The sequence below is a fragment of the Streptomyces sp. NPDC001530 genome, assembly GCF_042894545.1.
In the GTDB taxonomy this organism is placed as follows: domain Bacteria; phylum Actinomycetota; class Actinomycetes; order Streptomycetales; family Streptomycetaceae; genus Streptomyces.
Window position 1 is genome coordinate 131,991 of sequence record NZ_JBIAVS010000013.1, and the last position, 26,042, is coordinate 158,032.

At 70.8% G+C, this 26,042-nt stretch carries 19 protein-coding genes and 1 pseudogene; 13 read left to right on the forward strand and 7 right to left on the reverse strand.

Features of this window, described 5'->3' with window-relative positions; all coding sequences use genetic code 11:
* Nucleotides 1-26: 26 nt before the first annotated feature.
* The 3 genes from ACFY0T_RS26880 to ACFY0T_RS26890 all read left to right on the forward strand — a co-directional run bounded on the left by ACFY0T_RS26880 (nt 27) and on the right by ACFY0T_RS26890 (nt 3,065).
* The gene (locus ACFY0T_RS26880; RefSeq protein ID WP_388875502.1) at nt 27-797 is read left to right on the forward strand and encodes a lysophospholipid acyltransferase family protein; all 771 of its coding nucleotides are present in this window, start codon (nt 27-29) and stop codon (nt 795-797) included.
* Nucleotides 794-1,804 (forward strand): NAD(P)H-dependent glycerol-3-phosphate dehydrogenase, encoded by a 1,011-nt coding sequence (locus ACFY0T_RS26885; RefSeq protein ID WP_388875505.1) that lies wholly within the window; start codon nt 794-796, stop codon nt 1,802-1,804. The genes ACFY0T_RS26880 and ACFY0T_RS26885 overlap by 4 nt, the downstream gene beginning before the upstream one ends.
* A 103-nt stretch (nt 1,805-1,907) precedes the next feature.
* Nucleotides 1,908-3,065: a D-alanine--D-alanine ligase family protein gene (locus ACFY0T_RS26890; protein ID WP_388875508.1), complete on the forward strand. Its 1,158-nt coding sequence runs from the start codon at nt 1,908-1,910 to the stop codon at nt 3,063-3,065.
* A gap of 25 nt (nt 3,066-3,090) precedes the next feature.
* On the opposite strand, the gene ACFY0T_RS26895 is transcribed toward ACFY0T_RS26890, so the two are convergent.
* Nucleotides 3,091-3,600, reverse strand: a complete 510-nt coding sequence (locus ACFY0T_RS26895) for a DUF3515 domain-containing protein (RefSeq protein WP_388875511.1) — start codon at nt 3,598-3,600, stop codon at nt 3,091-3,093.
* Between the two features lie 20 nt (nt 3,601-3,620).
* Nucleotides 3,621-3,854, reverse strand: a complete 234-nt coding sequence (locus ACFY0T_RS26900) for an Lrp/AsnC family transcriptional regulator (protein WP_003997603.1) — start codon at nt 3,852-3,854, stop codon at nt 3,621-3,623.
* A 206-nt stretch (nt 3,855-4,060) separates the two neighbouring features.
* Between ACFY0T_RS26900 and ACFY0T_RS26905 the strand changes: the two genes are divergently transcribed.
* A complete protein-coding gene (locus ACFY0T_RS26905; RefSeq protein WP_388875514.1) occupies nt 4,061-5,026 on the forward strand; it encodes a thiamine-phosphate kinase in 966 nt (321 codons plus the stop codon).
* Nucleotides 5,023-5,820 (forward strand): bifunctional hydroxymethylpyrimidine kinase/phosphomethylpyrimidine kinase, encoded by a 798-nt coding sequence (gene thiD / locus ACFY0T_RS26910; protein WP_388875518.1) that lies wholly within the window; start codon nt 5,023-5,025, stop codon nt 5,818-5,820. Before ACFY0T_RS26905 ends, thiD begins: the two co-directional genes overlap by 4 nt.
* A gap of 73 nt (nt 5,821-5,893) precedes the next feature.
* Here the strand turns inward: thiD and ACFY0T_RS26915 are convergent, their stop codons facing one another.
* From ACFY0T_RS26915 to rpmB, 3 genes are all read right to left on the reverse strand, one after another.
* Entirely contained in the window at nt 5,894-7,129 is a 1,236-nt protein-coding gene (locus ACFY0T_RS26915; protein WP_388875521.1) for an FAD-dependent monooxygenase, read from the reverse strand.
* Nucleotides 7,130-7,164: 35 nt separating this feature from the next.
* On the reverse strand, nt 7,165-10,347 hold the full coding sequence (locus tag ACFY0T_RS26920) for an ATP-binding protein (protein WP_388875524.1): 3,183 nt from the start codon (nt 10,345-10,347) through the stop codon (nt 7,165-7,167).
* A 183-nt stretch (nt 10,348-10,530) separates the two neighbouring features.
* A complete protein-coding gene (gene rpmB, locus ACFY0T_RS26925) occupies nt 10,531-10,716 on the reverse strand; it encodes a 50S ribosomal protein L28 (RefSeq protein WP_003993230.1) in 186 nt (61 codons plus the stop codon).
* 257 nt (nt 10,717-10,973) lie between these two features.
* On the opposite strand from rpmB, the gene ACFY0T_RS26930 reads away from it, so the two are divergent.
* Nucleotides 10,974-12,848 carry a DAK2 domain-containing protein gene (locus ACFY0T_RS26930; RefSeq protein WP_388875527.1) on the forward strand — a complete coding sequence of 625 codons (1,875 nt, stop codon included), beginning with the start codon at nt 10,974-10,976 and terminating at the stop codon, nt 12,846-12,848.
* Between the two features lie 276 nt (nt 12,849-13,124).
* Here ACFY0T_RS26930 and ACFY0T_RS26935 read toward each other — a convergent pair whose 3' ends face one another.
* Nucleotides 13,125-16,337: a tetratricopeptide repeat protein gene (locus tag ACFY0T_RS26935; protein ID WP_388875529.1), complete on the reverse strand. Its 3,213-nt coding sequence runs from the start codon at nt 16,335-16,337 to the stop codon at nt 13,125-13,127.
* Nucleotides 16,334-18,172, reverse strand: coding sequence for an HSP90 family protein (locus ACFY0T_RS26940; protein ID WP_388875532.1), 1,839 nt, complete (start codon nt 18,170-18,172; stop codon nt 16,334-16,336). Before ACFY0T_RS26940 ends, ACFY0T_RS26935 begins: the two co-directional genes overlap by 4 nt.
* Before the next feature lie 166 nt (nt 18,173-18,338).
* On the opposite strand from ACFY0T_RS26940, the gene ACFY0T_RS26945 reads away from it, so the two are divergent.
* From ACFY0T_RS26945 to rnc, 7 genes and pseudogenes are all read left to right on the forward strand, one after another.
* Entirely contained in the window at nt 18,339-21,569 is a 3,231-nt protein-coding gene (locus ACFY0T_RS26945; protein ID WP_388875536.1) for a helicase-related protein, read from the forward strand.
* 207 nt (nt 21,570-21,776) lie between these two features.
* Nucleotides 21,777-22,370, forward strand: a pseudogene (rsmD, locus tag ACFY0T_RS26950) (16S rRNA (guanine(966)-N(2))-methyltransferase RsmD); the annotation flags it as partial.
* 26 nt (nt 22,371-22,396) lie between these two features.
* Nucleotides 22,397-22,876, forward strand: a complete 480-nt coding sequence (coaD, locus tag ACFY0T_RS26955) for a pantetheine-phosphate adenylyltransferase (RefSeq protein ID WP_388875968.1) — start codon at nt 22,397-22,399, stop codon at nt 22,874-22,876.
* Between the two features lie 99 nt (nt 22,877-22,975).
* A complete protein-coding gene (locus ACFY0T_RS26960) occupies nt 22,976-24,055 on the forward strand; it encodes a DivIVA domain-containing protein (RefSeq protein WP_388875538.1) in 1,080 nt (359 codons plus the stop codon).
* 184 nt (nt 24,056-24,239) lie between these two features.
* The gene (locus tag ACFY0T_RS26965; protein ID WP_388875541.1) at nt 24,240-24,884 is read left to right on the forward strand and encodes a YceD family protein; all 645 of its coding nucleotides are present in this window, start codon (nt 24,240-24,242) and stop codon (nt 24,882-24,884) included.
* A 2-nt stretch (nt 24,885-24,886) separates the two neighbouring features.
* Nucleotides 24,887-25,060 (forward strand): 50S ribosomal protein L32, encoded by a 174-nt coding sequence (gene rpmF, locus ACFY0T_RS26970; protein ID WP_028802425.1) that lies wholly within the window; start codon nt 24,887-24,889, stop codon nt 25,058-25,060.
* Nucleotides 25,061-25,079: 19 nt separating this feature from the next.
* On the forward strand, nt 25,080-25,937 hold the full coding sequence (gene rnc / locus ACFY0T_RS26975; protein ID WP_388875544.1) for a ribonuclease III: 858 nt from the start codon (nt 25,080-25,082) through the stop codon (nt 25,935-25,937).
* Nucleotides 25,938-26,042 lie beyond the last annotated feature (105 nt).

A 26,042-nucleotide genomic window follows, 5' to 3' on the forward strand; every position in this document is an offset into this window, starting at 1 on the left:
CCCAGGCCCTAGAGGAAGGTGTCCGCGTGTCCCGCCGCAGAATCGGCTTCTGGTACCGCTTCGCAGCGGTCCTCTGCAAACCGCCGCTGGTGGTTCTGATCAAGCGGGACTGGCGTGGAATGGAGAACATTCCGGCCGAGGGCGGATTTATCACCGCGGTGAACCACAATTCGCATGTGGACCCCTTCGCGTACGCGCACTATCAGTACAACACGGGGCGTGTTCCGCGATTCCTGGCGAAGGCGGGCCTTTTCAAGAAGGGATTCGTGGGGGCCGCGATGCGCGGCACCGGACAGATCCCCGTCTACCGCGAGAGCACCGACGCGCTGAGCGCGTTCCGGGCCGCGATCGACGCCGTGGAGCGCGGCGAATGCGTCGCGTTCTACCCCGAGGGCACCCTCACACGCGATCCCGGCGGCTGGCCGATGACCGGCAAGACGGGTGCCGCGCGGGTCGCGCTGCAGACCAAGTGCCCGGTGATTCCGGTCGCCCAGTGGGGCGCCAACGAACTGCTGCCGCCGTACGCCAAGAAGCCCAACCTCCTTCCGCGCAAGACCCACCACGTGCTCGCGGGCCCGCCGGTGGACCTCTCGCGCTTCTACGACAAGGAGATGAGCCCTGACCTCCTGAAGGAGGCCACCGAGGTGATCATGGCCGCCATCACCGCGCAGCTGGAGCAGATCCGCGGCGAGAAGGCGCCTACGAAGCCGTTCGATCCGCGCGAGGTGCGCATCGCGCAGCGCCGTAGGGCCGCGGCCAAGGAAAAAGCACAGCAGGAAGAGGGGCAGGGCACGTGAGCAAGCCGGTCAAGGCAGCCGTCTTCGGGACCGGATCGTGGGGTACGGCGTTCGGCATGGTGCTCGCCGACGCGGGGTGCGACGTCACCTTGTGGGGGCGGCGCGCCGAACTCGCCGCGGCGGTCAACTCCACGCGGACGAACCCGGACTACCTGCCGGGCGTCGAACTCCCCGAGAACCTGCGGGCCACGACCGACCCCGCCGAGGCCGCCGCGGACGCCGACTTCACGGTCCTCGCGGTGCCGTCGCAAACACTGCGCGGAAACCTCGCGGAATGGGTGCCGCTGCTCGCGCCCCACACCGTCCTCGTCTCCCTCATGAAGGGCGTCGAACTCGGCTCCACCATGCGGATGAGCGAGGTCATCGAGGACGTCGCCAAGGTCGGCACGGACCGCATCGCCGTGGTCACCGGGCCCAACCTCGCCCGTGAGATCGCCGCGCGGATGCCCGCCGCCGCCGTGGTCGCCTGCCGCTCCGAAACGGTCGCCCAGCGGCTCCAGTCCGCCTGCCACACGCCGTACTTCCGCCCGTACACCAACACCGACGTGGTGGGCTGCGAACTCGGCGGCGCCGTCAAGAACGTGATCGGTCTCGCCGTCGGCATCGCGGACGGCATGGGCCTCGGTGACAACGCCAAGGGCTCGCTCATCACGCGCGGCCTCGCCGAGACCACCCGGCTCGGACTCGCCATGGGCGCCGACCCGATGACGTTCTCCGGGCTCGCGGGCCTCGGTGACCTGGTGGCCACCTGCTCCTCGCCGCTGTCGCGCAACCACACCTTCGGCATCAACCTCGGCAGGGGCATGACCCTCCAGGAGACCATCGCGGTCACCAAGCAGACCGCCGAGGGCGTCAAGTCCTGTGAGTCCGTGCTGGATCTGGCTCGCCGGCACGGCGTCGACATGCCCATCACGGAGACGGTCGTCGGCATCGTCCACGAGGGCAAGCCGCCCGTCGTCGCCCTCAAGGAGCTGATGTCGCGCAGCGCGAAGCCCGAGCGACGCTGAATCATCGGGTGGGCGACGCTCCGCAACTGTTCGTACGACGCTGAGCAACGGCCGTCGTGGGGCGCTGACTCACCGCCGTACCAACGGGTACTCTCAACGCGATATGAGCACCGAGAACCTCCCCCAGAGCCCTGAGCAGCCGCCTCGCAAGCCGCGCGTGGCCGTCGTCTTCGGCGGCCGCAGCTCCGAACACGGGATCTCCATTGTCACGGCCGGCGCCGTCCTGAGCGCCATCGACCGTACGAAGTACGACGTCCTGCCGATCGGCATCACCCAGGACGGCCGTTGGGCGCTCACCGCCGACGACCCGGAGCGGATGGCCATCATCGACCGGCAGCAGCCGAACGTCGAGCAGCTCGCCGAGTCGAACGAGGGCGGCGTGGTGCTCCCCGTCGACCCGGGCAACCGCGAAGTGGTCTACAGCGAGCCCGGATCGGTCCCCAAGGCCCTGGGCGAGGTCGACGTCGTCTTCCCCATGCTGCACGGCCCGTACGGCGAGGACGGCACCCTTCAGGGCCTCCTGGAGCTCTCCGGAGTCCCGTACGTCGGTTCGGGCGTCCTCGCCTCGGCCGTCGGCCAGGACAAGGAGTACATGAAGCGGGTGTTCACCTCCTTCGGGCTGAAGGTCGGCCCGTACGTGGTGATCCGGCCCCGCGAGTGGGAGCGTGACCAGTCCGCCGCCCGCAAGAAGATCATCGACTTCGCGGGCGACCACGGCTGGCCGCTGTTCGTGAAGCCCGCGCGCGCGGGGTCGTCGTTCGGCATCACGAAGGTCGACTCCCTCGAAGGCCTCGACGAGGCGATCGAGGAGGCCCAGCGCCACGACCCGAAGATCATCGTGGAGGCGCTGCTGCGCGGCCGCGAGATCGAGTGCGGGGTCCTGGAGTTCGAGGACGGGCCGCGCGCCTCCGTCCCCGCCGAGATCCCGCCCGTACAGTCCCACGACTTCTACGACTTCGAGGCGAAGTACATCGACTCGGCCTCCGGGATCGTGCCCGCGCCGCTCACCGAGGAGCAGACCGCCGAGGTGCGGCGACTGGCCGTCGAGGCCTTCGACGCGGCCTCCTGCGAGGGCCTCGTCCGCGCGGACTTCTTCCTCACCGAGGGCGGCGAGTTCGTGATCAACGAGATCAACACGATGCCGGGCTTCACGCCGATCTCCATGTACCCGCGGATGTGGCAGGAGACGGGCGTCAGCTACCCGGAACTGGTGGACCGCCTGGTGCAGGCGGCGCTGCGCCGGTCGACGGGGCTGCGTTAGCCGCCTCGTGCGTCGGACCGGTGCGTCAGTTGGCGATCCCCTTGGGGATCGCCTTCTTGATGGAGGCGGCCATGTCGACGAGCATGCCGGAGGTGTCCCGCCCCTTGGGCACGGTGACCTCGACGTACGCGCTGCGGTTCGCGGTGGTGAAGCGGGTCGACCCGTCGTCCTGCTTCTCCATCAGCCAGTCGACGCCGTTCACGCCGCCACCGGCCGCCTTGGGGTCGTTGCCGAGGGCCACCTTGGGGTCGATCATCTTCGGCGGCCGCTCGACACCGCAGCGCAGTATGATCGCCGGGCTTCCCCAGCCCGCGGTCAGCGCGGACCGGGGCTCGGGATCCTTGCGGCTCAGACCGTCCACCTTCCGCGGCAGCACCGTGTCCAGGTTCTGGCACAGCTTGGTGACCTTCGCGTTCGGACTCGGAACCGAGACGGAGGCGTTGTCGTCTGCTGAGGAGCAGCCCGCGATCGCGATCAACAGCGCGAGAGCGGGCAGCCCGAAGAAAACGGTGTGCCGGTGACGGAAGAAGTTCACCGGCCAAGGGTAGACGGGGGCTAGAGGTGTACGACCGGGCAGGTCAAGGTGCGGGTGATGCCGTCCACTTGCTGGACCTTCGCGACCACCATGCGGCCGAGGTCATCGACCGTGTCGGCCTGGGCACGCACGATCACGTCGTACGGTCCTGTCACGTCCTCGGCCTGGATCACCCCCGGGATCTTGCTGATCGTCTCGGCGACGGTCGACGCTTTGCCGACCTCCGTCTGGATCAGGATGTACGCCTGTACCACGGAACCTCCAGGGCGGCCACGAGGATCATGTGGGGAAAAGGAACGCCACGGTATCGCGTTGCCGCTCGCCGCGGGGAGACCCACGGTGACTGGGGCTTGCGCGCCGGGGTGCACGGACTGCACAAGTTGACGGTCAACTCGACCGTACCGAGTACGGAGACGGCTCGCGACCGGGCACGGGTAGCGACAGAGGGAGCACTACGATCATGAAGGGCACCGTGGGCGAGTTGGGGGAGTTCGGGCTCATCCGAGAGCTCACCTCACGTCTCACCACCACCCCGGCGGTCCGGGTCGGCCCCGGCGACGACGCCGCGGTGGTCGCCGCGCCCGACCGCAGGGTCGTGGCGAGCACCGACATCCTCCTGGAGGGGCGGCACTTCCGCCGCGACTGGTCCACGGCGTACGACGTCGGGCGCAAGGCGGCCGCACAGAACCTCGCGGACATCGCCGCGATGGGCGCCGTACCGACCGCGCTGCTGCTCGGCCTCGTCGTCCCGGCCGAGCTTCCGGCCACCTGGCCTTCCGAGCTGATGGACGGGCTGCGCGACGAATGCCAGGTCGCGGGCGCGGCCGTGGTCGGCGGCGATGTCGTACGCGGTGACACGATCACCGTCGCGATCACCGCGCTCGGCGATCTGCGCAACCACGAGCCGGTCACCCGGGCCGGCGCCCAGCCCGGCGACGTCGTCGCCGTGACGGGCTGGCTGGGCTGGTCCGCGGCCGGGTACGCGGTGCTCTCGCGGGGCTTCCGCTCGCCGCGCGCCTTCGTCGAGGCCCACCGGCGACCCGAACCGCCGTACCACGCCGGTCCGGCGGCGGCAGGGCTCGGCGCGACCTCGATGACCGACGTCAGCGACGGGCTGATCGCCGACCTCGGGCACATCGCCGAGGCCAGCAAGGTGCGCATCGACGTCCGCTCCGGCGACATCGACATCCCCTCCCAGATGAACGACATCGGGCAGGCCGTCGGCGTCGACCCCCTCCAGTGGGTGCTCACCGGCGGCGAGGACCACGCGATCGTCGCGACCTTCCCGCCGGACGTGAAGCTGCCCGCCCGCTGGAAGGTGATCGGCGAGGTGCTCAACCCGTCGGCGCTGCCCCATGTGACGGTGGACGGGGCGCCCTGGACGAGCAAGGGCGGCTGGGACCACTTCGGGGACATCGAGCCGTGAGCGCACCGCCCAGGGTCCTGACGGTCGCGGGCTCCGACTCCGGTGGCGGGGCCGGGATCCAGGCCGACCTGAAGACGATGCTCGCGCTCGGCGTACACGGCATGAGCGTGATCACCGCCGTCACCGCGCAGAACTCCCTGGGCGTGCAAGGCGCTTGGGAGCTGCCGGTGGACGCGGTGCGCGCCCAGTACCGCAGCGTCGTCGACGACATCGGCGTCCAGGCGGTCAAGACCGGCATGCTCGCCTCGGCCGAACTCGTCGAGACCGTCGGCGAGTTGATCGGCACCACGGACGCCCCGGCCGTCGTCGACCCGGTCGGCATTTCCAAGCACGGGGACCCCCTGCTCGCCGCGTCCGCCTTGGACTCCGTGCGGACGAAACTGCTGCCGGTCGCGACCGTCGCGACGCCGAACCTCGACGAGGTCGCCCAACTGACCGGTGTGCGCGTCGAGTCGGAGGGACAGCTGCGGCAGGCGGCCGCGGCCGTGCTGTCGTACGGGCCCAAGTGGGTGCTGATCAAGGGCGGCCATCTGCCCGGTGACGCCGTGGACTTGCTGACCGACGGCTCCGAGGAACACTGGCTGCGGGCCCCGCGCCACGACAACCGGCACACGCACGGTACGGGCTGCACCCTGGCGTCAGCGATTGCTTCTGGGCTGGCGAAGGGGCAGACCGTGCCGGAGGCGGTGGCGGCGGCCAAGGAGTACGTCACCGGGGCGATCGCGGCCGGGTTCGCGCTGGGGGGCGGGATCGGGCCGGTGGACCATGGGTGGCGGTTCAGGGCGGGGGCCTAAGCGCTCATGTGCGGGCGCGTAAGAGTTTGCGGGCCGACGGCGTAAGCGTTTGCGTAAACGCTTGCGCAAGCGTTTACGGGCGCGGGTACTCCCGCAGTTCGATGGCGGTGGCCGCCTTCTCGGTGAGCTTCTTGAAGAAGCCCGTCAGGAGGCGTGAGCTCAGAAGCCCGAACATCCGGTCGCGGCTGCGGATCCTCCGCTCGGTCGCCGGGGCGAAGAACGGCCCGGCGTTGCCGGAGGTCTTCTGACAGCCCTTGGCGAAGCCCCGGATCCGCGTCTCGTACTCGGCGAAAGCGGTCGTGTGGTCGCCGTTGGCGAGGGCCAGTTCACCGGCCAGGACGTAGGCGGCCACGATCGCGACCCCGGTGCCCATGCCGCCCATGGTGGCGCCGTAACCGGCGTCCCCGAGCAGCGCCACACGCCCCTTGACGAGCCGGTCGACGTGGATCTGGGCAATCGCGTCGAAGTACAGGTCGTCGGCCTCCTCCAGGGCCTTGAGGACCACCGGTGCCTGCCAGCCCATGCCCGCGAACCGCTCGGCGAGGATCCGCTTCTGCGCGGCGACGTCACGCCGGTCGAACTCCAGCTTCTCGGACCGGAAGACCAGCAGCGCGCCCGCCCGGTCCGGATCGCCGTCGTAGTTGCCGATGACGACCCCCCGGCCCGGTTCGCTGTAGAGGCGGCCGGTGCGTTCCAGGCCCAGGTCGTTGGGGATGCCGAAGCCGGCCACGTAGTGGTCGAGGAAGCGCAGGTAACGGGACTCCTCGCCGAAGACCAGCCGACGGGTGAGGGAGTGCAGTCCGTCGGCGCCCACGACGAGGTCGAAGCGGCGAGGCGCGCCGCGCTCGAAGGTCACGTCGACGCCCTCGGGGGAATCGGTCAGCGTGGCGATCGAGTCGCCGAAGACATACTCCACCCGGTCCCTGGTGCGCTCGTACATGATCCGCGCCAGCTCACCGCGGAAGATCTCCACGTCTCCGCTCATCATCTCGGCGGGCAGGTCGACGCGTGGGGTGCCATCGGCGTCGACGACGGTCTGCCGCCCCATATGGGTCTGATGGGCGTGGATCTCGTCCCAGATACCCATCGCGGTCAGGACAGTCCGGTGCACGTGGCCCCGGAAGTCGACCGCGAACCCGCCCTCACGCAGGTCGGGAGCCTTTTCGACGACGGTGACCCGGGCACCGTACCGGGCGAGGTTCAGCGCGAGGGCCGGGCCGGCGACGCTGGCGCCGGAGATGAGGACGTTGAGGTGGGCGAGCTTCCCGGTGGGGTTCTCGGCGTGGTTCCGTATCGGATTCTCTGTCATGGTCAGGAGATTCGCCGGAGGCGCTGACCGCGCCCTTACCGTTCGCTGACCGCCGCTGACCCGAGGCTCCGGCCCTGCTGGAAGGCCTTTTCGTACGCCTCCGGAGAGAGTTCTTCACGTATGCGGTCCCTGTTGCGGACGATTTCGGGGTCGCCCTCGGCCGCAGTGCCCCGCAGGGCGACAGCCGCGCCGAGAAGGACAGCGGCGCGCGCCGGGCTCTCGGCGACGGACGCCAGGGCCTCGGCGACGTCGGCGAGTTCGAGACCGCGGTGGACCTCGCGGGCAAGGGCGCCGGCCTGCGTGAACCAGTCGCGGGCCTCGTCAGCCCGCTGCTCGGCGAGGGCGGTGCGGCCCAGGCCGATGAAGATCCGTACGGACTCGCCGACGCTGAACCAGTTCGTGGCACAGGCCTCCAGGGCGTCCTCGTAGTGCACGCGCGCGCGTGCCGTGTCCCCGGACAGGCGTGCCGTGTCACCCAGTCCGCGGCGGGCGGCCGCCACCTTGTCCGGGACACCGGCGCCGCGGGCCAGGGAAGCGGCGTGCGTGTAGTGCGCGGCCGCCGCTCCAAAGTCCCCCAGGTGCAGCAGGACGGTCGCGCGACGGTGCAACAGGTCACCCGTCTCCTCAGGTGCCGCCAGTTCCCGTACGTACAAGAGGCCCTCGTCGATCAGTTCCAGGGCCCGTTCATGCTCTCCGCGCAGGTCCGCGAGAACGGACAGCGGGTCGAGGCAGTTGGCCATGCCCCAGCGGTCGCCGGTTGCCCGGAAGCCGGCCACACCCCGGGTGAACGCCGCCTCGGACGCTTCGGGCCGCCCGGCGAACATCTGCTGGAAACCATCGCCGAGCTCCAGCATGGCCAGCCCCCAGGGGTCGTCGCCGACCTGCATGCGCATCCGTTGGTCGGTCATGCGTTGCGGGCCGTCAGCCAGCGCCCACAGCACGAACGTGAACGGCAGCCGCAGCTGATGGGGCATGGCAGTGAGCAGGGCGGCCGCGCGGTCCAGGTGTTCCCGGTCGTCGAGGTCGGCGCCGTCACCGGAGACCGAGTTGATCAGACACAGGACGTACTCCTCCGTCAGCCTCCCCGGAGGACTGTCCCCCACGGCTGCCAGCAGTTCGCGGGCGAGGGGCACCTGCTCGCTGTGCAGGCCGCGCAGAAGCCACAGCCAGGAGAGCGCGGCCATGAGGAGCAGCGCGCGTTCCGTGTCCGTGCGAGTGAGGTGGCGCAGGGCCGCGTCCAGATTTCCGTGCTCGGCGCTCAGCCGGGCCAGCCACGTGAGTTGCTCGCCACCCCGGAGGTACGGCTCCGCCTCCTCGGCCAGCCGCAGGAAGTACCGGGCATGGGCGTCCCGCAGCCGGTCCTCCTCGCCGGCCAGCGCGAGGTGCTCGGCGGCGTACGCACGGATGGTCTCCAGCATCCGATAACGCCCGTCGGCGACCTCCACCAGCGACTTCTCCGCCAGCGAGGCCAGCAGATCCTCCGGGTACGGCACCCCGCACACGGCCTCGACCGCTTCGAGGGTCGCGCCTGCGGAGAACACCGTCAGCCGTCGTGCCAACTCCCGCTCCTCGTCGTCCAGGAGGTCCCAGCTCCACTCCACGACGGCGCGCAGGGTGCGGTGGCGGGGAGCCTTGGTGCGGTCGCCCCGGGAGAGCAGCCGAAAGCGGTCGTCGAGGCGGTCGGCGAGCTCGTCGGGGGTGAGGGTGCGCAGCCGGGCGGCGGCCAGCTCGATGGCCAGCGGCAGTCCGTCGAGCGCGGCACAGATATCGGCCACGCGCGCGTGCCCCTCGAAACCGGGGTGCACGGCGGCGGCCCGGTCCACGAAGAGCCGGGCGGCGGGCTCCGGCGGCAGCGGCGGCACCGGGCACAGCACCTCACCGGTGATTCCCAGGGACTCACGGCTGGTGGCGAGGATCCGTACGCCGGGGCAGTTGCCGAGGAGCAGCGCGGCGACCCGGGCCGCGTCCTCGACGAGGTGCTCGCAGTTGTCCAGCACCAGCAGCAGCTCGCGGTCCTCCAGAGCGGCGAGGAGCCGCTGAGTGGTGTCGGTCGCGGGCGTGCGCAAACCCTCGCGCACGCCGAGTGCGGTGAGGATGGCGTAGGGGATCTGGGAGCCGTCGGTGAGGGTGGTGAGCTCGACGAAGTAGGCGTCCGCGGAGGCGTTTTCGTGTGCGTAAGCGCTTACGCCAGCGTTTGCGCGAGCGTTTACGTGCGCGCTCGTGACGGTGCTTGTGCGATCGCCCGTGCCTGCGCTTGAGCGGACGCCCGTGTCGGCGTTTGAGGGGAAGCCGGTCCTGGCGTCCGCGTGGGCGCTGGTGTCAGCGCTCGAGTAGGTGCTCGCCACTTCTGTCGCCAGTCGGGTCTTGCCCGCGCCGCCCGGCCCCGTGAGGGTCACCAGGCGAGCCTCGGTGAGCAGCGTCCCGATCCGCCGGAGTTCCGCACCGCGGCCGATGAAGCGCGTCAGCTGGGCGGGGACGCGCCGACGGGCGGGACCCGCTCCCTTGAGAAGGTCGACATGGAGGGCGGACAGTTCGGGCGACGGATCGGCGCCCAACTCGTCCGCGAGCGTGCGCCGCGCCTCCTCGTACACCGTGAGCGCCTCGGCGGGCCGCCCGCCCGCGTGCAGGGCCCGCATCAGCTGCCCGTACAGCCGCTCGCTCAGCGGATGCGCGGTGATCAGCTCGCGCAACTCCGGTACGAGTTCGGGGCCGCCGCCGAGTGCCAGCTCGGCGTCGACGCGGTCCTGTACGGCGGCGATCCTCAGCTCGTGGAGCCGGGTGACCTGGGCGTACGCGTCGGGGAGGTCGGCCAGTGCCGGGCCGCGCCACAGGGCCAGCGCCTCCCGGAGCGCGGCGGCGGCGCCTGAGTGGTCGCCCCGGCCGAGGGCGGTGCGGCCCTCACCGGCCAGGCGCTCGAAGCGGTGGGCGTCGACGGCGTCGGGGGAGACGTCGATGCGATAGCCGGTCGGGGTGGCCTCGATCTCCGTATGGGGGCCGAGCCGTTTGCGCAGCCGGGAGATCTGGGACTGGAGGGCGTTGGCGGCTCCGGCCGGCGGCTCCGCCCCGTACAGGCCGTCGGTCAGCCGCCCTGTGGAGACCGTCCGCCTCGCGTCGAGGAGGAGCAGGGTGAGCAGGGCGCGGGGGCGGGGGCCGCCGGGGTCCAGGGGGCTGCCGTCCTCGGTGCGGATGTCGAGGGGACCCAGGATGCCGAAGCGCATTGGGCAGATTCTGGCAGGTCCGGTTCCGGCAGGTCTTGGGAAATGGGGCTACGCGTCAGGAAACGGGGGCTACCCGTCAGGAAAAGGGGGCTACGCGCGCGTGAGGGCAGCAAAAAACCGGCCCACCGTGAGGTGGACCGGCTCAGTGCAAGCGAACCAGCAGTGGCCGCGCGCTAGCGGTTGTCAGCGCGAGACCTTGCCGGCCTTGATGCACGAGGTGCAAGCGTTCACGCGCTTCGGCGTCCCGCCGACCACGGTACGGACGCGCTGGATGTTGGGGTTCCAGCGACGGGACGTACGGCGGTGCGAGTGCGAGATGTTGTTGCCGAAGCCCGGCCCCTTGCCGCAGACGTCGCAGTTGGCAGCCACGGGTCACTCCAAAGACTTCAGATGCACTTACGGTTGATCCCGGCATGCCGGGATCAGGATCTAGGATCTGAGTGGCGGTGCCAGGGGGAAGGCCCGATCGGATCGGGCAACTGGAGCAGCATACAACGACTGCGTCCGGAGAACGAAACTACCATGGCTGCCCCGGGCTTCGCCCCGGCCTCCTCAGGGCCCCCTACCGCCAGTAACCCGTCCTGGGTCTACGCTGCGTCCACATCCAGCAGCTCAAGGAGGCGCAGGTGCCGCAGGTGCCGCAGACATTGGATGCTCTCGCGGTGCGCACCTGGTGCGGGCTCGCGCTGGAGGCGCTGGGGCGGTCGCGCGAGGAGATCGACGCGATCAATGTCTACCCGGTGGCCGACGGCGACACCGGGACGAATCTCTATCTGACGGTGGAGTCGGCTGTCGCGGCGGTGGAGGCGGTTTTCGCGGGGTACGAGACGGTGGCCGCCGCGGGCGACGAAGCGGTGGCCACCGCGGGCGACGACTCGGTGGGGACCGTTGGCCACGACTCGGTAGCCGCTACGGGACACGAGACGGTGGCCGCCGCGGGCCACGACACGGCGGCCGCCACAGGACACGAGACGGTGGAGACTGCGGGCCATGGCACCGCGCCCGCTGGGGCCGGGCGGCCCACCCTTGCCGACGCCGTGCGGGCGATGGCGCACGGGGCCCTGATAGGAGCCCGCGGCAACTCCGGGACCATCCTCGCGCAGCTGCTGCGCGGCATAGCGCAGGTGCTCGCCACCGACAGTGAGACCGCTCACACCGACGGTCAGGGCCTGCGGCTCGCCTTGAGGCAGGCCGCGGACGCCGCGCGCCAAGCCGTCGCCCACCCCGTAGAGGGCACGGTCCTCACGGTCGCCTCGGCCGCCGCCGACGCGGCCACCGGCGCCGAGGGCGACTGCGGCACCGTCGCGCGCGCGGCGTACGAGGGAGCGCGAACGGCCCTCGCCGCGACCCCCGGACAGCTGGCCGTCCTGGAGCGCGCCGGCGTGGTCGACGCGGGCGGACGAGGGCTGGTGGCGGTGCTGGCGGCGCTGGTGGAGACGTTCACGGGGGAGGCGCCGGGGGCGTTCGTGGCTCCCGTTGACGTCCACGCGCGCGTGGCGGAGGCTGTGCCCGGGGCCGTCGATGCCGGGGGAGTGCATCCGGAGCTGTGCGCGGACGGGGGGCCGGACGAGGGCGGGCCCGCCTTCGAGGTGATCTATCTGCTGGAGGCGGAGGATGCCGCCGTGGCCCGGTTGCGGGACCGACTCGACAGCCTGGGTGACTCGCTCGTCGTGGTCGGCGGAGACGGGCTGTGGAACGTCCATGTGCACGTGGACGACGCGGGCGCCGCCGTGGAGGCGGGCGTCGAGGCCGGACGGCCGTACCGGATCAGGATCACGCATTTCGGGCTCGGAGACGTCCACACCGCGGGCGCGGCCGGGCGGCAGCCCAGGGAGCGGGCACAGCGCGCCGTCGTGGCCGTCGTGCCCGGCGAGGGTCTGGACGGGCTGTATACGGAAGCCGGGGCGACCACCGTGCTCGCCCGGCCCGGGGAGCCGCCCGCCAGCGGGGAGCTTGTCGAGGCCGTACGGCGGGCCCACGCGCGCGAGGTGGTGCTCCTGCCGAATGACGCGGACCTGCGCCATACGGCGGCCGCGGCTGCCGAGCAGGCGCGTGCCGAGGGTGTCCGGGTCGCGCTGATCCCCACCCGGTCCGCCGTGCAGGGCATCGCCGCGCTCGCCGTGCACGAGCCGGAGCGCCGTTTCGACGAGGACGTCGTCGCCATGACCTCGGCGGCCGGCGCCACTCGCTACGCCGAGGTCGCCGTTGCCGAGCGGCAGTCCTGGACCATGGCCGGGATCTGCCAGGCCGGTGACGTCCTCGGGCTCATCGACGGCGACGTCGCCGTCATCGGCTCCGACATCACCGCCACCGCCGAAACCGTCCTCGACCGCATGCTCGCCGCCGGCGGCGAAATGGTCACCCTCGTCCTCGGCGACGACGCCCCCGACGCCATCGCCGCGCGTCTCGAATCCCGGGTACGGGAGTCGTACTTGGCGGTGGACACGGTGGTGTATCGGGGTGGGCGGCAGGGGGCGTTGCTGTTGATCGGGGTGGAGTAGTCCGGGGGTGTGGAGTGCGGGTGCAGGTGGGGTGGGTTTTTCGCCCCCTCCGCCCCTACCCGTCCCGTACCTGGGGGGCTCCGCCCCCCCAGACCCCCCGTATCGCGCTTCGCGCTCGTCCTCAAACGCCGGACGGGCTACAAGTTTTCAGCCCCGGCCGGGGAAAGATTCAGCCCCTCCGGCGTTTGAGGAGCGGGGGTTTGGGGGCGGAGCCCCCAAGGGACGGGAATGGGTAGGGGCGGAGGGGGCGAAAAACCCACCCCAACCGGCCCCAGGTCACCCCTCCGCCCGCGCCCCCACCAGCCCCAGCATGTTCTCCGCCTCGGCCCGCCTCGACTCCGCGGTCTCCCCCTCCACCCCCGCGTAAGCGGAAAGCACCGCACGCGCGCGTGCACAGGCCGGGGCGGGCCGCTGAAGGTCGGCCTCCAGCCACCCGGCGGCGAGTTCGGCGCCGGTCCGCGCATCGAGAGCATCGTCCCCGAGAGAGGCGAAAACGGAGATCGCCTGGGTGATGTGGGCGAGGGCCTCCTCGAACGCGACCCGGGCGGATGCCTCCTCCGCGTCGTCGGGCACGGAACGGGCCACAAGGTCGCCGAACTGGCGATAAGTGTGGCCGAGTTCGGCTACGAGGCGACGCCGCGCGTCCTCGCCCTCAGGCGAGCTGGACGGAGAGCCAGACACCGAGCCGGACGGCGAGTCCGAGGTCGAGCTGGACGGCGAGTCAGAGCCGGACGGCGAACTGGACCGTGAACCGGACCGCGAGTCGGACGGCGAACCAGACCGTGAGTCGGACGGCGAACCGGACCGTGAGTCGGACGGCGAACCGGACCGTGAGCCCGCGGCGCCGGACGCGCCCCCGAGCGCCGCCTCGCACTCCCGCACCCCCGCCCACATCAACTCCCGCGCCCCGTCGAGCCCCGCACCCGTACGGGCCGCGGCCCACGCACGCGCCCGCAGCGACCGGACCAGCCCGTGGACGTTGCCCAGGGCGCGCCAGAGTTCGCCGGCACGGGCGTACGCCTGGTCCGCCTGGGCGGTCAGCCCGGCGTGCCCGAGGGCCTCGGCGGCGAGATGCGCGAGCATCGCGTGGTCGCGCTGTTCGGGCCAGTGCCGGGCGATGTCCGCGGCCCGCAGCCAGTGCTCGGCGGCCTCGCGGTGTTCACCGAGCTCGGTGAGACAGTCGCCGAGCCACCACCGCGTCTGCACGATCGCACCATCGCCGTGCACCTCGGTGGTCAGATCGGGTAGCGCCGACTCCAGCACCTCGGCGGCCTCCGCCCACCGTCCCTGGCGGAGCAGGAAACCGCCGAGCTGGTGCCGGGCCCAGGCACCGAGCGTGGCGGCCTCGCCCGCCTCATCGGCCCAGTGCGCGGCCTCCAGGGCGTGCTCCGCGGCCGGCCGGAACTGCCCGGAGGTGCTGAGGATCTCGGCGAGCTGCAGGTGCAGCTGGGCCTGGCCCGTGGGCTCCAGATACGCCCCTCCGTGGTCCAGCGCCGCGCGCGCCGCCCGTTCCGCGCCCTCCGTGTCGCCGAGGTGCAGCGCGATCCCGGCGAGCCGGGAGTCGTACTCGACGGCGAACCACGGCAGCCCGGCCGCCACGAACGTCTCCACGGCGCGCGAGAGCAGCTCGGCGGCCGCCTCGGCCGCCCCGGCACGCGCCGCGAGCTCCCCGAGCATCGCCTGCGCCTCCGCCGCCCGCGAGGCCACCGCCACGTCGTCCCCGGCATGCGGCACGGCAAGCGCCAACAACTCCCGCGCGGCCCCCTCGGCAGCGGCCACCAAACCGCCACCGGCCCGCACGGAGCCGCCCTCCGCTGAGCTGCTTTCCGTCGAGATGCTCTCCGTCGCGCCCGTCGCGCCCGTCGCCCCCGAGTCCGCCTCCGCCTCACGCCCAGCTTCATCCACCTGGTGCATGAGTATCCGCGCGCGCCCCACCAGCACGGACGCCGTCTGAGACACCCCGGTCCCACCTTCCGCGAACAGGGCGAGCGCCCTCTCACGCAGGTCTGCGGCGGTCGCCAGGGCCTCCTCGGTCCCGCCGGTCAGGGCGTGGACGTACGCGGCGCGGGAGCGGGCCGCGAGTGCCTCGCCGGGGTCGCCCGCCTCGGCGTACAACTCGGCCGCGCGATGGAAGAGTTCGATGCCGTCCGGACCGCGGCCCATCGCCTCGTGGTCGGCGATCTCCGCGCGGTCGCGGACCGCCGGCTCGTGTCCCTCGGCGGCGCGCGAGACCGCGGCCCATGCCTCGACGGCGTCCGGGCTCCGGAGGGAGGAGAGCCGCCGGGCCTCGGCGAGCAGCGTGGACAGGTCCGGTTCGGCGGCCGGTTGCGCGACGGGGCTCGTAGGGGGAGCGGGTACGGGGGTACGTGCGGGCCGCGCGGAGCGCACCCCGAGCGGCAGCCGGTCCACGAGCGGCGGCTGATCCATCCGCGCGCGGGCGCGCTCACTGACGTACGACGTGCCGTTGCGCGCGTCGAAGCGCGCGGCCAGTGAAAGTGCCTCCCCGCGCGCGTGGACGGCGAGTTCACCCGCGGTCCAGGCACGCCCGGCAGGACCGGGCACCGTCTGATCGCCGAGCCCGAGTGACGTCAGGCGGTCCATCAGGAGGGCCACCACCGCCATGAAGTCCAGCTTGCTGCGGGGGTCCCCGGAGTCCGTGAAGTACGCCGGCCGCTCCGCGAGCAGCTCCAGGGCGCGCGCCTCGTTGCCCGAGAGTGCGCAGAACTCCACGTGGTCCGCGTACGCGCCGCGCATGCTCTCCATGGCGCGCACCAGCCGGAAGCCCCGCAGATGATGGGCGCGCGCCTCGTCGACGCGGCCCAGGCGCAGCAGGGGGAGCAGGGAGGAGGCGAGGACGGTGTGCGGCTCGTGGGCGCAGGTGTACTCGCCCTCCAGGACCGGCCGCCACAGCTCCAGCGCCTCCGCGTCTGAGGCGCGCTCCGCCCGCCACCAGCCTTGGCTGTGCAGCTCGCACGCGTGGCAGTCGGCCATGGTGTCCCGGTCGGCGGCCAGCCAGGCGGCGTACGCCCGCTCGGCGCGCTCCAGGTCGCCCAGGTGGGCGGCGACGCTGAACTCGGCCCCGCGCACGGCCCGTTCGGAGTGTCCGGCCAGCCGGTAGCGGTGCTCCATCTCGCCGAGCCACTTCTCTATGGACGCGAGCGGGATATGCGGCTGGTCGAGCATTCCGGCGGACATCCACTTGAAGACCCAGTACAGGGAGTGGATCTCGTACTCGTCGAAGTCCTCGGGGCGCTCGTCCCACATGCGCAGCAGGCGCGCGAAGGGGACGAACATCTTGTCCTTCTCGGAGCTGTAGTTGTAGACCTTCAACTGGTGTCCGAGCGCCTCGATCACGGCGAGCGGGATGTCCAGCTTCTCGGCCTCGACGAGCAACTGCTCCGCGCGCGCGTTGCGGGCGGGTCCCTCCGGCTGCTCGTAGTTGTCCGCCATCGCCTGGCGCAGCGTGTCGAAGTCCATGGCCCGGCTCATCGGCGGTCGTCCTTCCCGGGGTCGGTGTGGGTGGCCCACTCCAGGAGGCCGATGAACGCGCGGTTGAGGAGCGCGGAGTCCGCGGGCCGCAGCGGGCGCTGGGCCATCAGCAGGGCCTGCCCGTAGAGGGACTCGGTGGCGGTGCCCATGAGCTCCGGGTCGTTCAGTGAACTGATCCTTCGGATCAGCGGGTTGAGGTGGTTGAGCACCAGGCGCGCGCGTGGGGCGCTGCCGCGCAGCGAGCCGAGGATGCCCGCCCACAGGTCGTCGGCCTGCTCCTCGGCCTCCGCGCGGGCCTGCTCGTGGCGGGCAGCCCGGTCGTCCAGGTGCAGCGCCGGGACCGACAGCGGGTGGAAGGCGCGCAGGGCCACATCGCAGCCCAGAGGGTCGAGTCTGGCCCGCGCTGCCGCCAGGAAGGCCGACAGGGCCAGCTCCTCGGCCGGGTCGACGGCGTCCAGGTGAGCCGTCACGGTGTCGGCGTCGAGTTCCGAGACGGCCGTCCCCGGGCGCACGGACGGCAGCGCCTCGATCAGCTCGCTGTCGTAGGTGTAGCCGCCGTTGATCACCCCGATGCCCTGTGCGGAGGCGATCGGCGCGACCTGCCGGTACTCCTCCACGGTCAGCGTGAAGTGCACCACCGGGTGCCGCTGCGCGAACTCCTCCAGGGACAGCCGCCCGTCGGTCGTCTCGAAGGGCAGCCACGGCAGCATCGTGCGCAGCATCTCCTTGTCGTGCCGCGCAAGGGACTTCACACCCAGGTAGTGCACGGACAGGAAGGCGGCCAGCCGCTCCGGATCGCCCGCCGCGAGCCCGGTCAGCCAGGAGCGAATCCTTTCGCCCAGCGCCTCCCGTACGGCCGCGAGTGTCTCGTCCTCGTACAGCGACTCCCGTGACGCGGTGGGCCGCAGACTGTCCGTGTCCAGGACGCAGCGCACGAAGAACGCCCAGTCGGGCAGCAGCTGTTCGGCCCGCTCGGTGAGCAGCATGCCCTTCAGGTGCACGCGATGGCCTGCACGCTGGGCGGGGCTGACCGCGGACGGCAGGACGTACGCCACGCCGCGGATCCCGGCGAGCGGCACGTCCAGGTCGATCGAGTCCAGCGGAGTGAACCCGAACAGGTCGTGGCAGTGCCGGGCCAGGGCCACCCTTCGTGTGGCGGGGCTCGGGTAGACGCGGTCCCAGGGCGCCGGAAGGTCCGCGATCACCTCGTCACCGACCCGCACGTCGTACGGCAGCAGCGACCCGAAGTCCCGCGCCAGCGACCGCACCCGCTCCTCGCTCAGCCACTCGCCGGCCCCGGCGCGCGCGAGCAGGTGCACCGTGGTGCCCGGCTCGGCACGCGCCTCGTGCGGCAGCCTGCGCACGGTGTACGAGCCGTCGTCGGCCGCCGTCCACTCCACGGGCGCGGCGTCGGGCGTCCGCGCGCTGCGGCTGACGACGCGGATGCGCTCCGCGACGACGAAACACGCCAGCAACCCGATGCCGAACTGGCCGAGGAAGTCCGAACGCGCCGACTCCAGACCGTCGTTCCGCTTGGAGCTGCGGCCGATGGTCGCGAGCAGGTTGTGCACGTCGGCCTCGGTGAGTCCCACACCGGAGTCCTCCACCCTCAGGGCGCCGCCCTCGGCGTACAGACGCACGGTGGCCGGGGCGTCCGGCTGCTCGGCCCGCCGCGCGGTGATCGCGTCCACGGCGTTCTGCAGCAACTCGCGCAGATAGACCTTGGGACTGGAGTAGAGATGATGGGAGAGCAGGTCCACCAAACCGCGCAGGTCGACCTGGAACGTATGAGGTGACTGGGATGCCTGTGATGGCTGTGAAGTCTGGGAGTCCATCGTCGCTGCGCCGGTGGGTGGGGGACGGGCGACGGCGCGGGGTCGGGCGGTCCCGGCGGACGGTGACCGCGAAGAGGGCCGGAGCGGGCCATCCTAGGCCCGGAACCACCCGCCTGACCAGCGGATTTCCGGGACGTATACGGCATTGTCAGTGGTGTGGTGTGCAATGGATCCCGTGCCCGTGCTCGAAGAACCACTGAAGAAGGTGCTCGGTCCCGCCACCGCGAAGGTGATGGCCGAGCACCTCGGCCTGCACACCGTCGGCGACCTGCTGCACCACTATCCCCGCAGATACGAGGAGCGCGGGCAGCTCACCCACCTGGCCGACCTGCCCATGGACGAGCATGTGACGGTGGTCGCCCAGGTCGCCGACGCACGCCTGCTCACCTTCGCCTCGCCCAGGGCCCCCCGCGGCAAGGGCCAGCGTCTCGAAGTGACCATCACGGACGGCAGCGGCCGCCTGCAACTGGTCTTCTTCGGCAACGGCGTGCACAAGCCCCACAAGGACCTCCTGCCCGGCACGCGCGCGATGTTCTCCGGCAAGGTCTCCGTCTTCAACCACCGCCTCCAGCTGGCCCATCCGGCGTACGAGCTGCTGCGCGGCGACAGCGACGACGCCGCCGAGACCGTCGACTCCTGGGCGGGCGCGCTCATCCCGATCTACCCCGCCACCGCCAAGCTGGAGTCCTGGAAGATCGCCAAGTCCGTGCAGACGGTGCTGCCGAGCGCCCAGGAGGCCGTCGACCCCCTCCCGGACTCCCTCCGGGACGGCCGCGGCCTGGTCGCCCTCCCCGAGGCCCTCCTGAAGATCCACCGCCCGCACACCAAGGCGGATATCCACGACGCCCGCGCCCGCCTCAAGTGGGACGAGGCCTTCGTCCTCCAAGTCGCCCTGGCCCGCCGCCGCTATGCCGACGCCCAACTCCCCGCCGTCGCCCGCACACCCAAGCCCGACGGTCTGCTCACCGCCTTCGACGCCAAGCTGCCCTTCACCCTCACCGAGGGGCAGCAGAAGGTCTCCAAGGAGATCTTCGACGACCTCGCGACCGAGCACCCGATGCACCGGCTGCTCCAGGGAGAGGTCGGTTCCGGCAAGGCTCAGCCCCTTGATTCCCTGGTCCTGACCCCGACGGGATACCGGCCCATGGGCGAGATCGCTGTCGGTGACATCGTCGTCGTTCCCACTGGGGAACTCGCGCCCGTGGACGGAGTCTTCCCGCAGGGCGAGCGCGATGTGTGGCGAATCGTGTTGTCCGACGGCAGCTCAGTCGAGTGTGACGACGAGCACCTGTGGATCGTGGGTACCAGCTGTGCTTGGGACCGAGGGCAGTCGCCCAAGGTGATGTCGACACGGCAGATCAGACTGGATACGTACAAGGCAAACGGATCGTCGAAGTGGTATGTCCCGTCGGCTACGCCGGTCGACCTCTGGAGTGACGCCGAACCACCGCTTGATCCATATCTCTTCGGTCTGCTTCTTGGCGACGGCTCATTCCGGCACAACCTACGGTTGTCAACGGTGGACGATGAAATCCGTGAGGCAGTTGATGCCGCTGTTGCCCCTGATTGCGTGCTTGTACCCGTGCCCGGATCCAAGTGCGACTACACCGTCCGTCTGGCAGGACCCAAGGGCGGAGGGCGAAGGAACCCGGTGATCAGTACGCTTCGCTCGCTGGGGCTCTGGGGCGTCACGTCGCACGACAAGTTCGTCCCCTTGGTGTTCAAGAACACGACGATCAAGAATCGGTTGTCTCTTCTGCAGGGCCTCATGGACACCGATGGCACAGTCAAGCCCAGTGGCCTCGACGCGTCGTTCTGCTCTGCTTCCAAGCAGTTGGCCGAAGATGTTGCCTGGCTGGTGCGGTCCCTCGGCGGCCGGGCGCGGGTAGTGCCGAAGAAGGAGGCATACACCGTCTCGGTCGCACTGCCTGATGCATATGTGCCGTTCAGGCTGTCCCGTAAAGCGGCGCCTGTGCGACCGCGCCCGAAATACAACACCTTCCGGCGAGGGATCCGGGCCGTGGAGTACGTCGGCAGGAAGCCGGTGCAGTGCATCAGTGTGGCTCATCCCGATCATGCCTATGTGACAGACCACTTCACGGTGACGCACAACACGATGGTCGCCCTGCGCGCCATGCTCACCGTCGTCGACGCGGGCGGGCAGGCCGCGATGCTCGCCCCCACCGAAGTGCTCGCCCAGCAGCACCACCGGTCGATCACGGAAATGATGGGGGAGCTCGCCGAGGGCGGCATGCTCGGCGGGGCCGAGCACTCCATCAAGGTCGTGCTGCTCACGGGATCCATGGGGGCGGCGGCCCGGCGGCAGGCGCTGCTCGACCTCGTCACCGGTGAGGCCGGGATCGTCATCGGCACGCATGCGCTGATCGAGGACAAAGTGCAGTTCCACGACCTGGGCCTGGTCGTGGTCGACGAGCAGCACCGCTTCGGTGTCGAGCAGCGCGACGCCCTGCGCGGCAAGGGCAAGCAGCCCCCGCACCTCCTGGTGATGACCGCCACGCCCATCCCGCGCACGGTCGCGATGACCGTCTTCGGCGATCTGGAGACCTCCGTCCTCGACCAGCTCCCCGCCGGCCGCTCGCCGATCGCCAGCCATGTCGTCCCGGCCGCGGACAAGCCCCACTTCCTCACGCGCGCGTGGGAGCGCGTGCGCGAGGAAGTGGAGACAGGCCATCAGGCGTATGTCGTCTGTCCCCGTATCGGAGACGAGGAGGACGACCCGAAGAAGACCAAGAAGAAGTCCCCCGAGGACGAGGCCGAGAAGCGCCCGCCGCTCGCCGTCCTCGACATCGCGGACCAGCTCGCCAAGGGCCCCCTCCAGGGCCTCAAGGTCGAAGTCCTGCACGGCCGCATGCAGCCCGACGACAAGGACGCCGTCATGCGCCGCTTCGCCGCGGGCGAGACCGACGTCCTGGTCGCGACGACCGTCATCGAGGTCGGGGTGAACGTGCCGAATGCCACGGCGATGGTGATCATGGACGCCGACCGGTTCGGCGTGTCCCAGCTCCACCAGCTGCGCGGCCGCGTCGGCCGGGGCTCGGCCGCGGGCCTCTGCCTTCTGGTGACCGAGATGCCGGAGGCGAGCGCGGCCCGCCAGCGGCTGAACGCGGTGGCATCCACGCTCGACGGCTTCGAGCTCTCCCGCATCGACCTCGAACAGCGCCGCGAGGGCGACGTCCTCGGCCAGGCCCAGTCCGGCGTCCGGTCCTCGCTGCGCATGCTCGCCGTCATCGACGACGAGGAGATCATCGCGGAGGCCCGCGAGGAGGCGGCCGCGGTCGTCGCCGCCGACCCCGACCTGGAGCGCCTCCCCGGCCTGCGCACCGCCCTGGACGCCCTCCTCGACGAGGAACGCGAGCAGTACCTGGACAAGGGCTGAGAGCCGCCAACTGGACGCGACGGAAGGCACGCCCCGGACGGGGGCGGACACGCGCCGCCGCCCGGGGACTGAGACGCCCCCCGGACACGTCGCAGAATCGCGCACCCCGGTCCGGGGGGACTGAAAATTGCACCCAGGACAGGGGCTGAAACACGCACCGCCGACGAGGACTGAGAGACTGGACTCGACACACCCCCAGCGCAAAGGACCCTCATGACCCGCGTGATCGCCGGCCGGGCCGGCGGACGCCGTCTGGCCGTCCCGCCGGGCACCGGCACCCGGCCCACCTCCGACCGGGCGCGCGAGGGACTCTTCTCCACCTGGCAGTCCCTGATAGGCGGCCCGCTGCAGGGGGAGCGCGTGCTCGACCTCTACGCCGGTTCCGGCGCCGTCGGCCTCGAGGCGCTCAGCCGCGGCGCCGGACACGCCCTGCTCGTCGAGGCCGACGCCCGAGCGGCCAAGGTCATCCGGGAGAACGTGAAGTCGCTGGGACTCCCGGGCGCCGAGGTCAGATCGGGCAAAGCGGAGCAGATCATCCACACGGCGGCGCCGACAGCGCCGTACGACCTGGTCTTCCTCGACCCCCCGTACGTCGTCTCGGACGACGATCTTCGCGAGATTCTGCTCACACTACGGGCGCAGGGGTGGCTCGCGGGCGAAGCGCTCGTCACCGTGGAGCGCAGCACCAGAGGTGGCGAATTCGGGTGGCCGGACGGTTTCGAAGCGCTCCGGGCCCGTCGTTACGGCGAGGGGACGTTTTGGTACGGTCGCGCCGCCTCTACGTGCGAAGACGCACGATGACCGGACCGGAGAGCGAGGGACCACAGTTGCGCCGCGCCGTCTGTCCGGGGTCATTCGACCCCATCACCAATGGACACCTCGACATCATCGCCCGCGCTTCCAGGCTCTACGACGTCGTGCACGTCGTGGTGATGATCAATCAGGCGAAGAAGGGCCTGTTCACCGTCGAAGAGCGGATCGAGCTGATCCGCGAGGTCACCGCCGAGTACGGCAACGTCCAGGTCGAGGCCTACCACGGCCTGCTCGTCGACTACTGCAAGCAGCGCGACATCCCCGCCATCGTCAAGGGTCTGCGCGCGGTCAGCGACTTCGACTACGAACTCCAGATGGCCCAGATGAACAACGGCCTCTCGGGCGTCGAGACGCTGTTCATCCCGACCAGCCCCACCTACAGCTTCCTCTCCTCCTCGCTGGTCAAGGAGGTCGCGACCTGGGGCGGCGACATCTCCCACCTGGTGCCGCCGGTGGTCCTCGAGGCGCTCAAGGAGCGGCTCGGCAAGAGCTGAGCCCCTGACAGTCCGTCACCCGGTGTCGGGCGGGGCAGGAGTGGTCGTACAGTCGACCCGTCCGTCTCCATCACAGCTGTAGAGAGTGGCGAGCACACGGTGGACGTGCAGAAGAAGCTCGATGAGATCGTCGCGGCGGTCGGCAGCGCCCGTTCCATGCCCATGTCGGCCTCGTGCGTGGTCAACCGCGCCGAGCTGCTCTCGATGCTCGAAGAGGTGCGCCAGGCGCTGCCCGGCTCCCTCGCCCAGGCCCAGGAGCTGATCGGCGGCCGCGAGCAGATGGTCGAGCAGGCCCGCCAGGAGGCCGAGCGGATCATCGAGTCCGCGCACGCCGAGCGCGGCTCCCTGATCTCCGACACCGAGGTGGCCCGCCGCTCCCAGAACGAGGCCGACCGCATCCTCGCCGAGGCCCGCACGGAGGCCGAGGAGATCATCGCCGAGGCCGACGACTACGTCGACTCCAAGCTCGCCAACTTCGAGGTCGTCCTCACCAAGACCCTCGGCTCCGTCGGCCGGGGCCGCGAGAAGCTCCTCGGCACCGGCCCCGGCGTCGACGAGCAGGGGTACGAGGACGAGGACGCCCCCGAGCGCAGCCATGACCCGGAGACCCTGCGCCGCAACGCCGACGAATACGTCGACGTGAAGCTCGGCGCCTTCGAGGCCGTCCTCGCCAAGACCCTGGAGGCCGTGGGCCGCGGCCGGCAGAAGCTGCACGGCCGGATCGCCAGCGACGACCTGGGCCTCCTCACGGACGACGGGACGCCCGTCCAGCACACCAGCGACGCCGACTACCTGGCCGGCCTCGCGGACCTCTCCGACACCCCCGCCCCCGAGCAGCCCGCGCAGGCTCCCGAGGTGCCCGCCCAGCCGTCCTACGGGCAGCAGGACGCCTACGCGTACCAGCAGCAGCCCGCGGACCCGTACGGCTACCAGCAGCAGTACGCCCAGCAGGACGCGTACGGCTACCAGCAGGCCGACCCGTACGCCGCCTACCCGCAGCAGCAGGGATACGACCAGCAGCCGGCGTACGACCAGGGCGGGCAGCAGGCCTACGCCCAGCCGCAGGCGCACGCGCTGGACTCCCAGGCGCACGCCCTCGACGAGACCAGCCTCTTCGACACCAGCATGATCAGCGCGGAGCAGCTGCGGGCGTACGAGCAGGGGCGCGGCGGCCACTGAGGCCTCGGCGCCCGTTGAGCCAGGGGGCGCACACCGGCGCACAAGCGTGGCAGCGCACACCGGATTGGGCCGAGAGCGAAAGGTCCAGTATCCTGGCTCTTCGGTCGCGCGTACGTCCGCGATCAACGCTGCCCACGGAACATCAGGGGTGGCAACCCTTGAGCTTCGAAGATCGAAAGCAGGAATGGCTCTGAACACCCGCCTCGACCACCGCAACCCTCTCGTGTTCGACACACACGAGCTGGGGCGGCGTCCTGGTGCGCTGCAGCGCTTGCCCCGCACGATCGACGCCCCCAAGGATCTCGGGATCCAGGGAGTCATCGGAGTGCCGGAAGGCAGTCCGGTGGAGCTCGAACTCCGGCTCGAGTCGGTCATGGAAGGGGTGCTTGTCACAGGCACCGCCCGTGCACAGGCCGAGGGGGAGTGCGTAAGGTGTCTGGAGCCGCTCGAGCAGGAGCTCGAAGCGGACTTCCAGGAGATGTTCTCGTACCCTGACGCCGATGACCGGGGCCGCCCCAAAGCGGAACCGGCCGACGACGCCGAGGAAGACGAGGACAGGCTCTTTCTCGAGGACGGCCTGTTCGACCTCGAACCAGTGCTGCGTGATGCGGTGGTGCTCGCACTGCCGATGCAGCCGGTGTGCCAGGAAGACTGCCCAGGACTGTGCGCCCAGTGCGGAGCACGCCTTGCGGACGACCCGGACCACCACCATGACGCCGTCGACATCCGTTGGGCGGCACTGCAGGGACTCGCCGGTTCACTCGAAGATGGCGAGAAGGACGAGATGAGCGGCGCCGAAGCGGGCGTCGACGAGAAGCAGGAGAAGTAGCCGTGGCTGTTCCGAAGCGGAAGATGTCGCGCAGCAACACGCGCCACCGCCGGTCGCAGTGGAAGGCTGCGGTCCCCACCCTGGTTGCGTGCGAGCGCTGCCACGAGCCCAAGCAGCAGCACATCGCCTGCCCCGCTTGCGGCACCTACAACAAGCGCCAGGTCCTCGAGGTCTGAGCGGCTGGTGAGAGGCCTAATGTCTGACGCCAAGGCGGACTCAAACGCCAAGAAAAAGGCGGACAACACAGCCTCGTCCCACACGCTTCTGGAAGGGCGGCTCGGCTACAAGCTCGAGTCCGCCCTTCTGGTGCGCGCGCTGACCCACCGTTCCTACGCGTACGAGAACGGCGGTCTGCCGACCAACGAGCGCCTGGAGTTCCTCGGGGACTCCGTGCTCGGCCTCGTGGTCACGGACACGCTGTACCGCACCCACCCCGACCTGCCCGAAGGCCAACTGGCCAAGTTGCGGGCCGCGGTGGTCAACTCGCGTGCGCTGGCGGAAGTCGGCCGCGGCCTCGAACTCGGCTCCTTCATCCGGCTCGGCCGGGGCGAGGAAGGCACGGGAGGCCGGGACAAGGCATCCATCCTCGCCGACACCCTTGAAGCGGTGATCGGCGCGGTCTATCTCGACCAGGGTCTCGACGCGGCGGGCGAGCTCGTCCACCGCCTCTTCGACCCGCTGATCGAGAAGTCCTCGAATCTGGGCGCGGGCCTGGACTGGAAGACCAGCCTCCAGGAGCTCACCGCGACCGAGGGGCTCGGCGTGCCCGAGTACCTGGTCTCGGAGACCGGCCCGGACCACGAGAAGACCTTTACTGCTGCCGCCCGCGTCGGAGGCGTCTCGTACGGCACCGGCACCGGCCGCAGCAAGAAGGAGGCAGAGCAGCAGGCCGCGGAGTCCGCGTGGCGTGCCATCCGCTCCGCCGCGGACGAACGCGCGAAGTCGGCCAAGGCCGCGGAGAAGGTGGCTCAAGCCGCCGAGCAGGCGGCCAAGGCAGCCGAGGGGACCGCCGACACCCCCTCGGCCCCGACGAGCGACACGGCCACGGCCTGATTCCTTCACAACTGAAGTACTGAAGTACGAAGTACCGAGCCCCGCCGCAGCGCAACCGCGCTGCGGCGGGGCTCGTGTGTCTGGGCACGAGGCTTGAGGGGGCTC

Excerpts from the sequence above, each read along its gene's own strand:
- ACFY0T_RS26890 (WP_388875508.1), top strand. The coding sequence starts at position 1,908 with ATGAGCACCGAGAACCTCCCCCAGAGCCCTGAGCAGCCGCCTCGCAAG.
- ACFY0T_RS26905 (WP_388875514.1), top strand. The coding sequence starts at position 4,061 with ATGAAGGGCACCGTGGGCGAGTTGGGGGAGTTCGGGCTCATCCGAGAG.
- ACFY0T_RS26915 (WP_388875521.1), bottom strand. The coding sequence starts at position 7,129 with ATGACAGAGAATCCGATACGGAACCACGCCGAGAACCCCACCGGGAAG.
- ACFY0T_RS26920 (WP_388875524.1), bottom strand. The coding sequence starts at position 10,347 with ATGCGCTTCGGCATCCTGGGTCCCCTCGACATCCGCACCGAGGACGGC.
- ACFY0T_RS26935 (WP_388875529.1), bottom strand. The coding sequence starts at position 16,337 with ATGAGCCGGGCCATGGACTTCGACACGCTGCGCCAGGCGATGGCGGAC.
- ACFY0T_RS26940 (WP_388875532.1), bottom strand. The coding sequence starts at position 18,172 with ATGGACTCCCAGACTTCACAGCCATCACAGGCATCCCAGTCACCTCAT.
- ACFY0T_RS26945 (WP_388875536.1), top strand. The coding sequence starts at position 18,339 with ATGGATCCCGTGCCCGTGCTCGAAGAACCACTGAAGAAGGTGCTCGGT.
- ACFY0T_RS26965 (WP_388875541.1), top strand. The coding sequence starts at position 24,240 with ATGGCTCTGAACACCCGCCTCGACCACCGCAACCCTCTCGTGTTCGAC.
- rnc (WP_388875544.1), top strand. The coding sequence starts at position 25,080 with ATGTCTGACGCCAAGGCGGACTCAAACGCCAAGAAAAAGGCGGACAAC.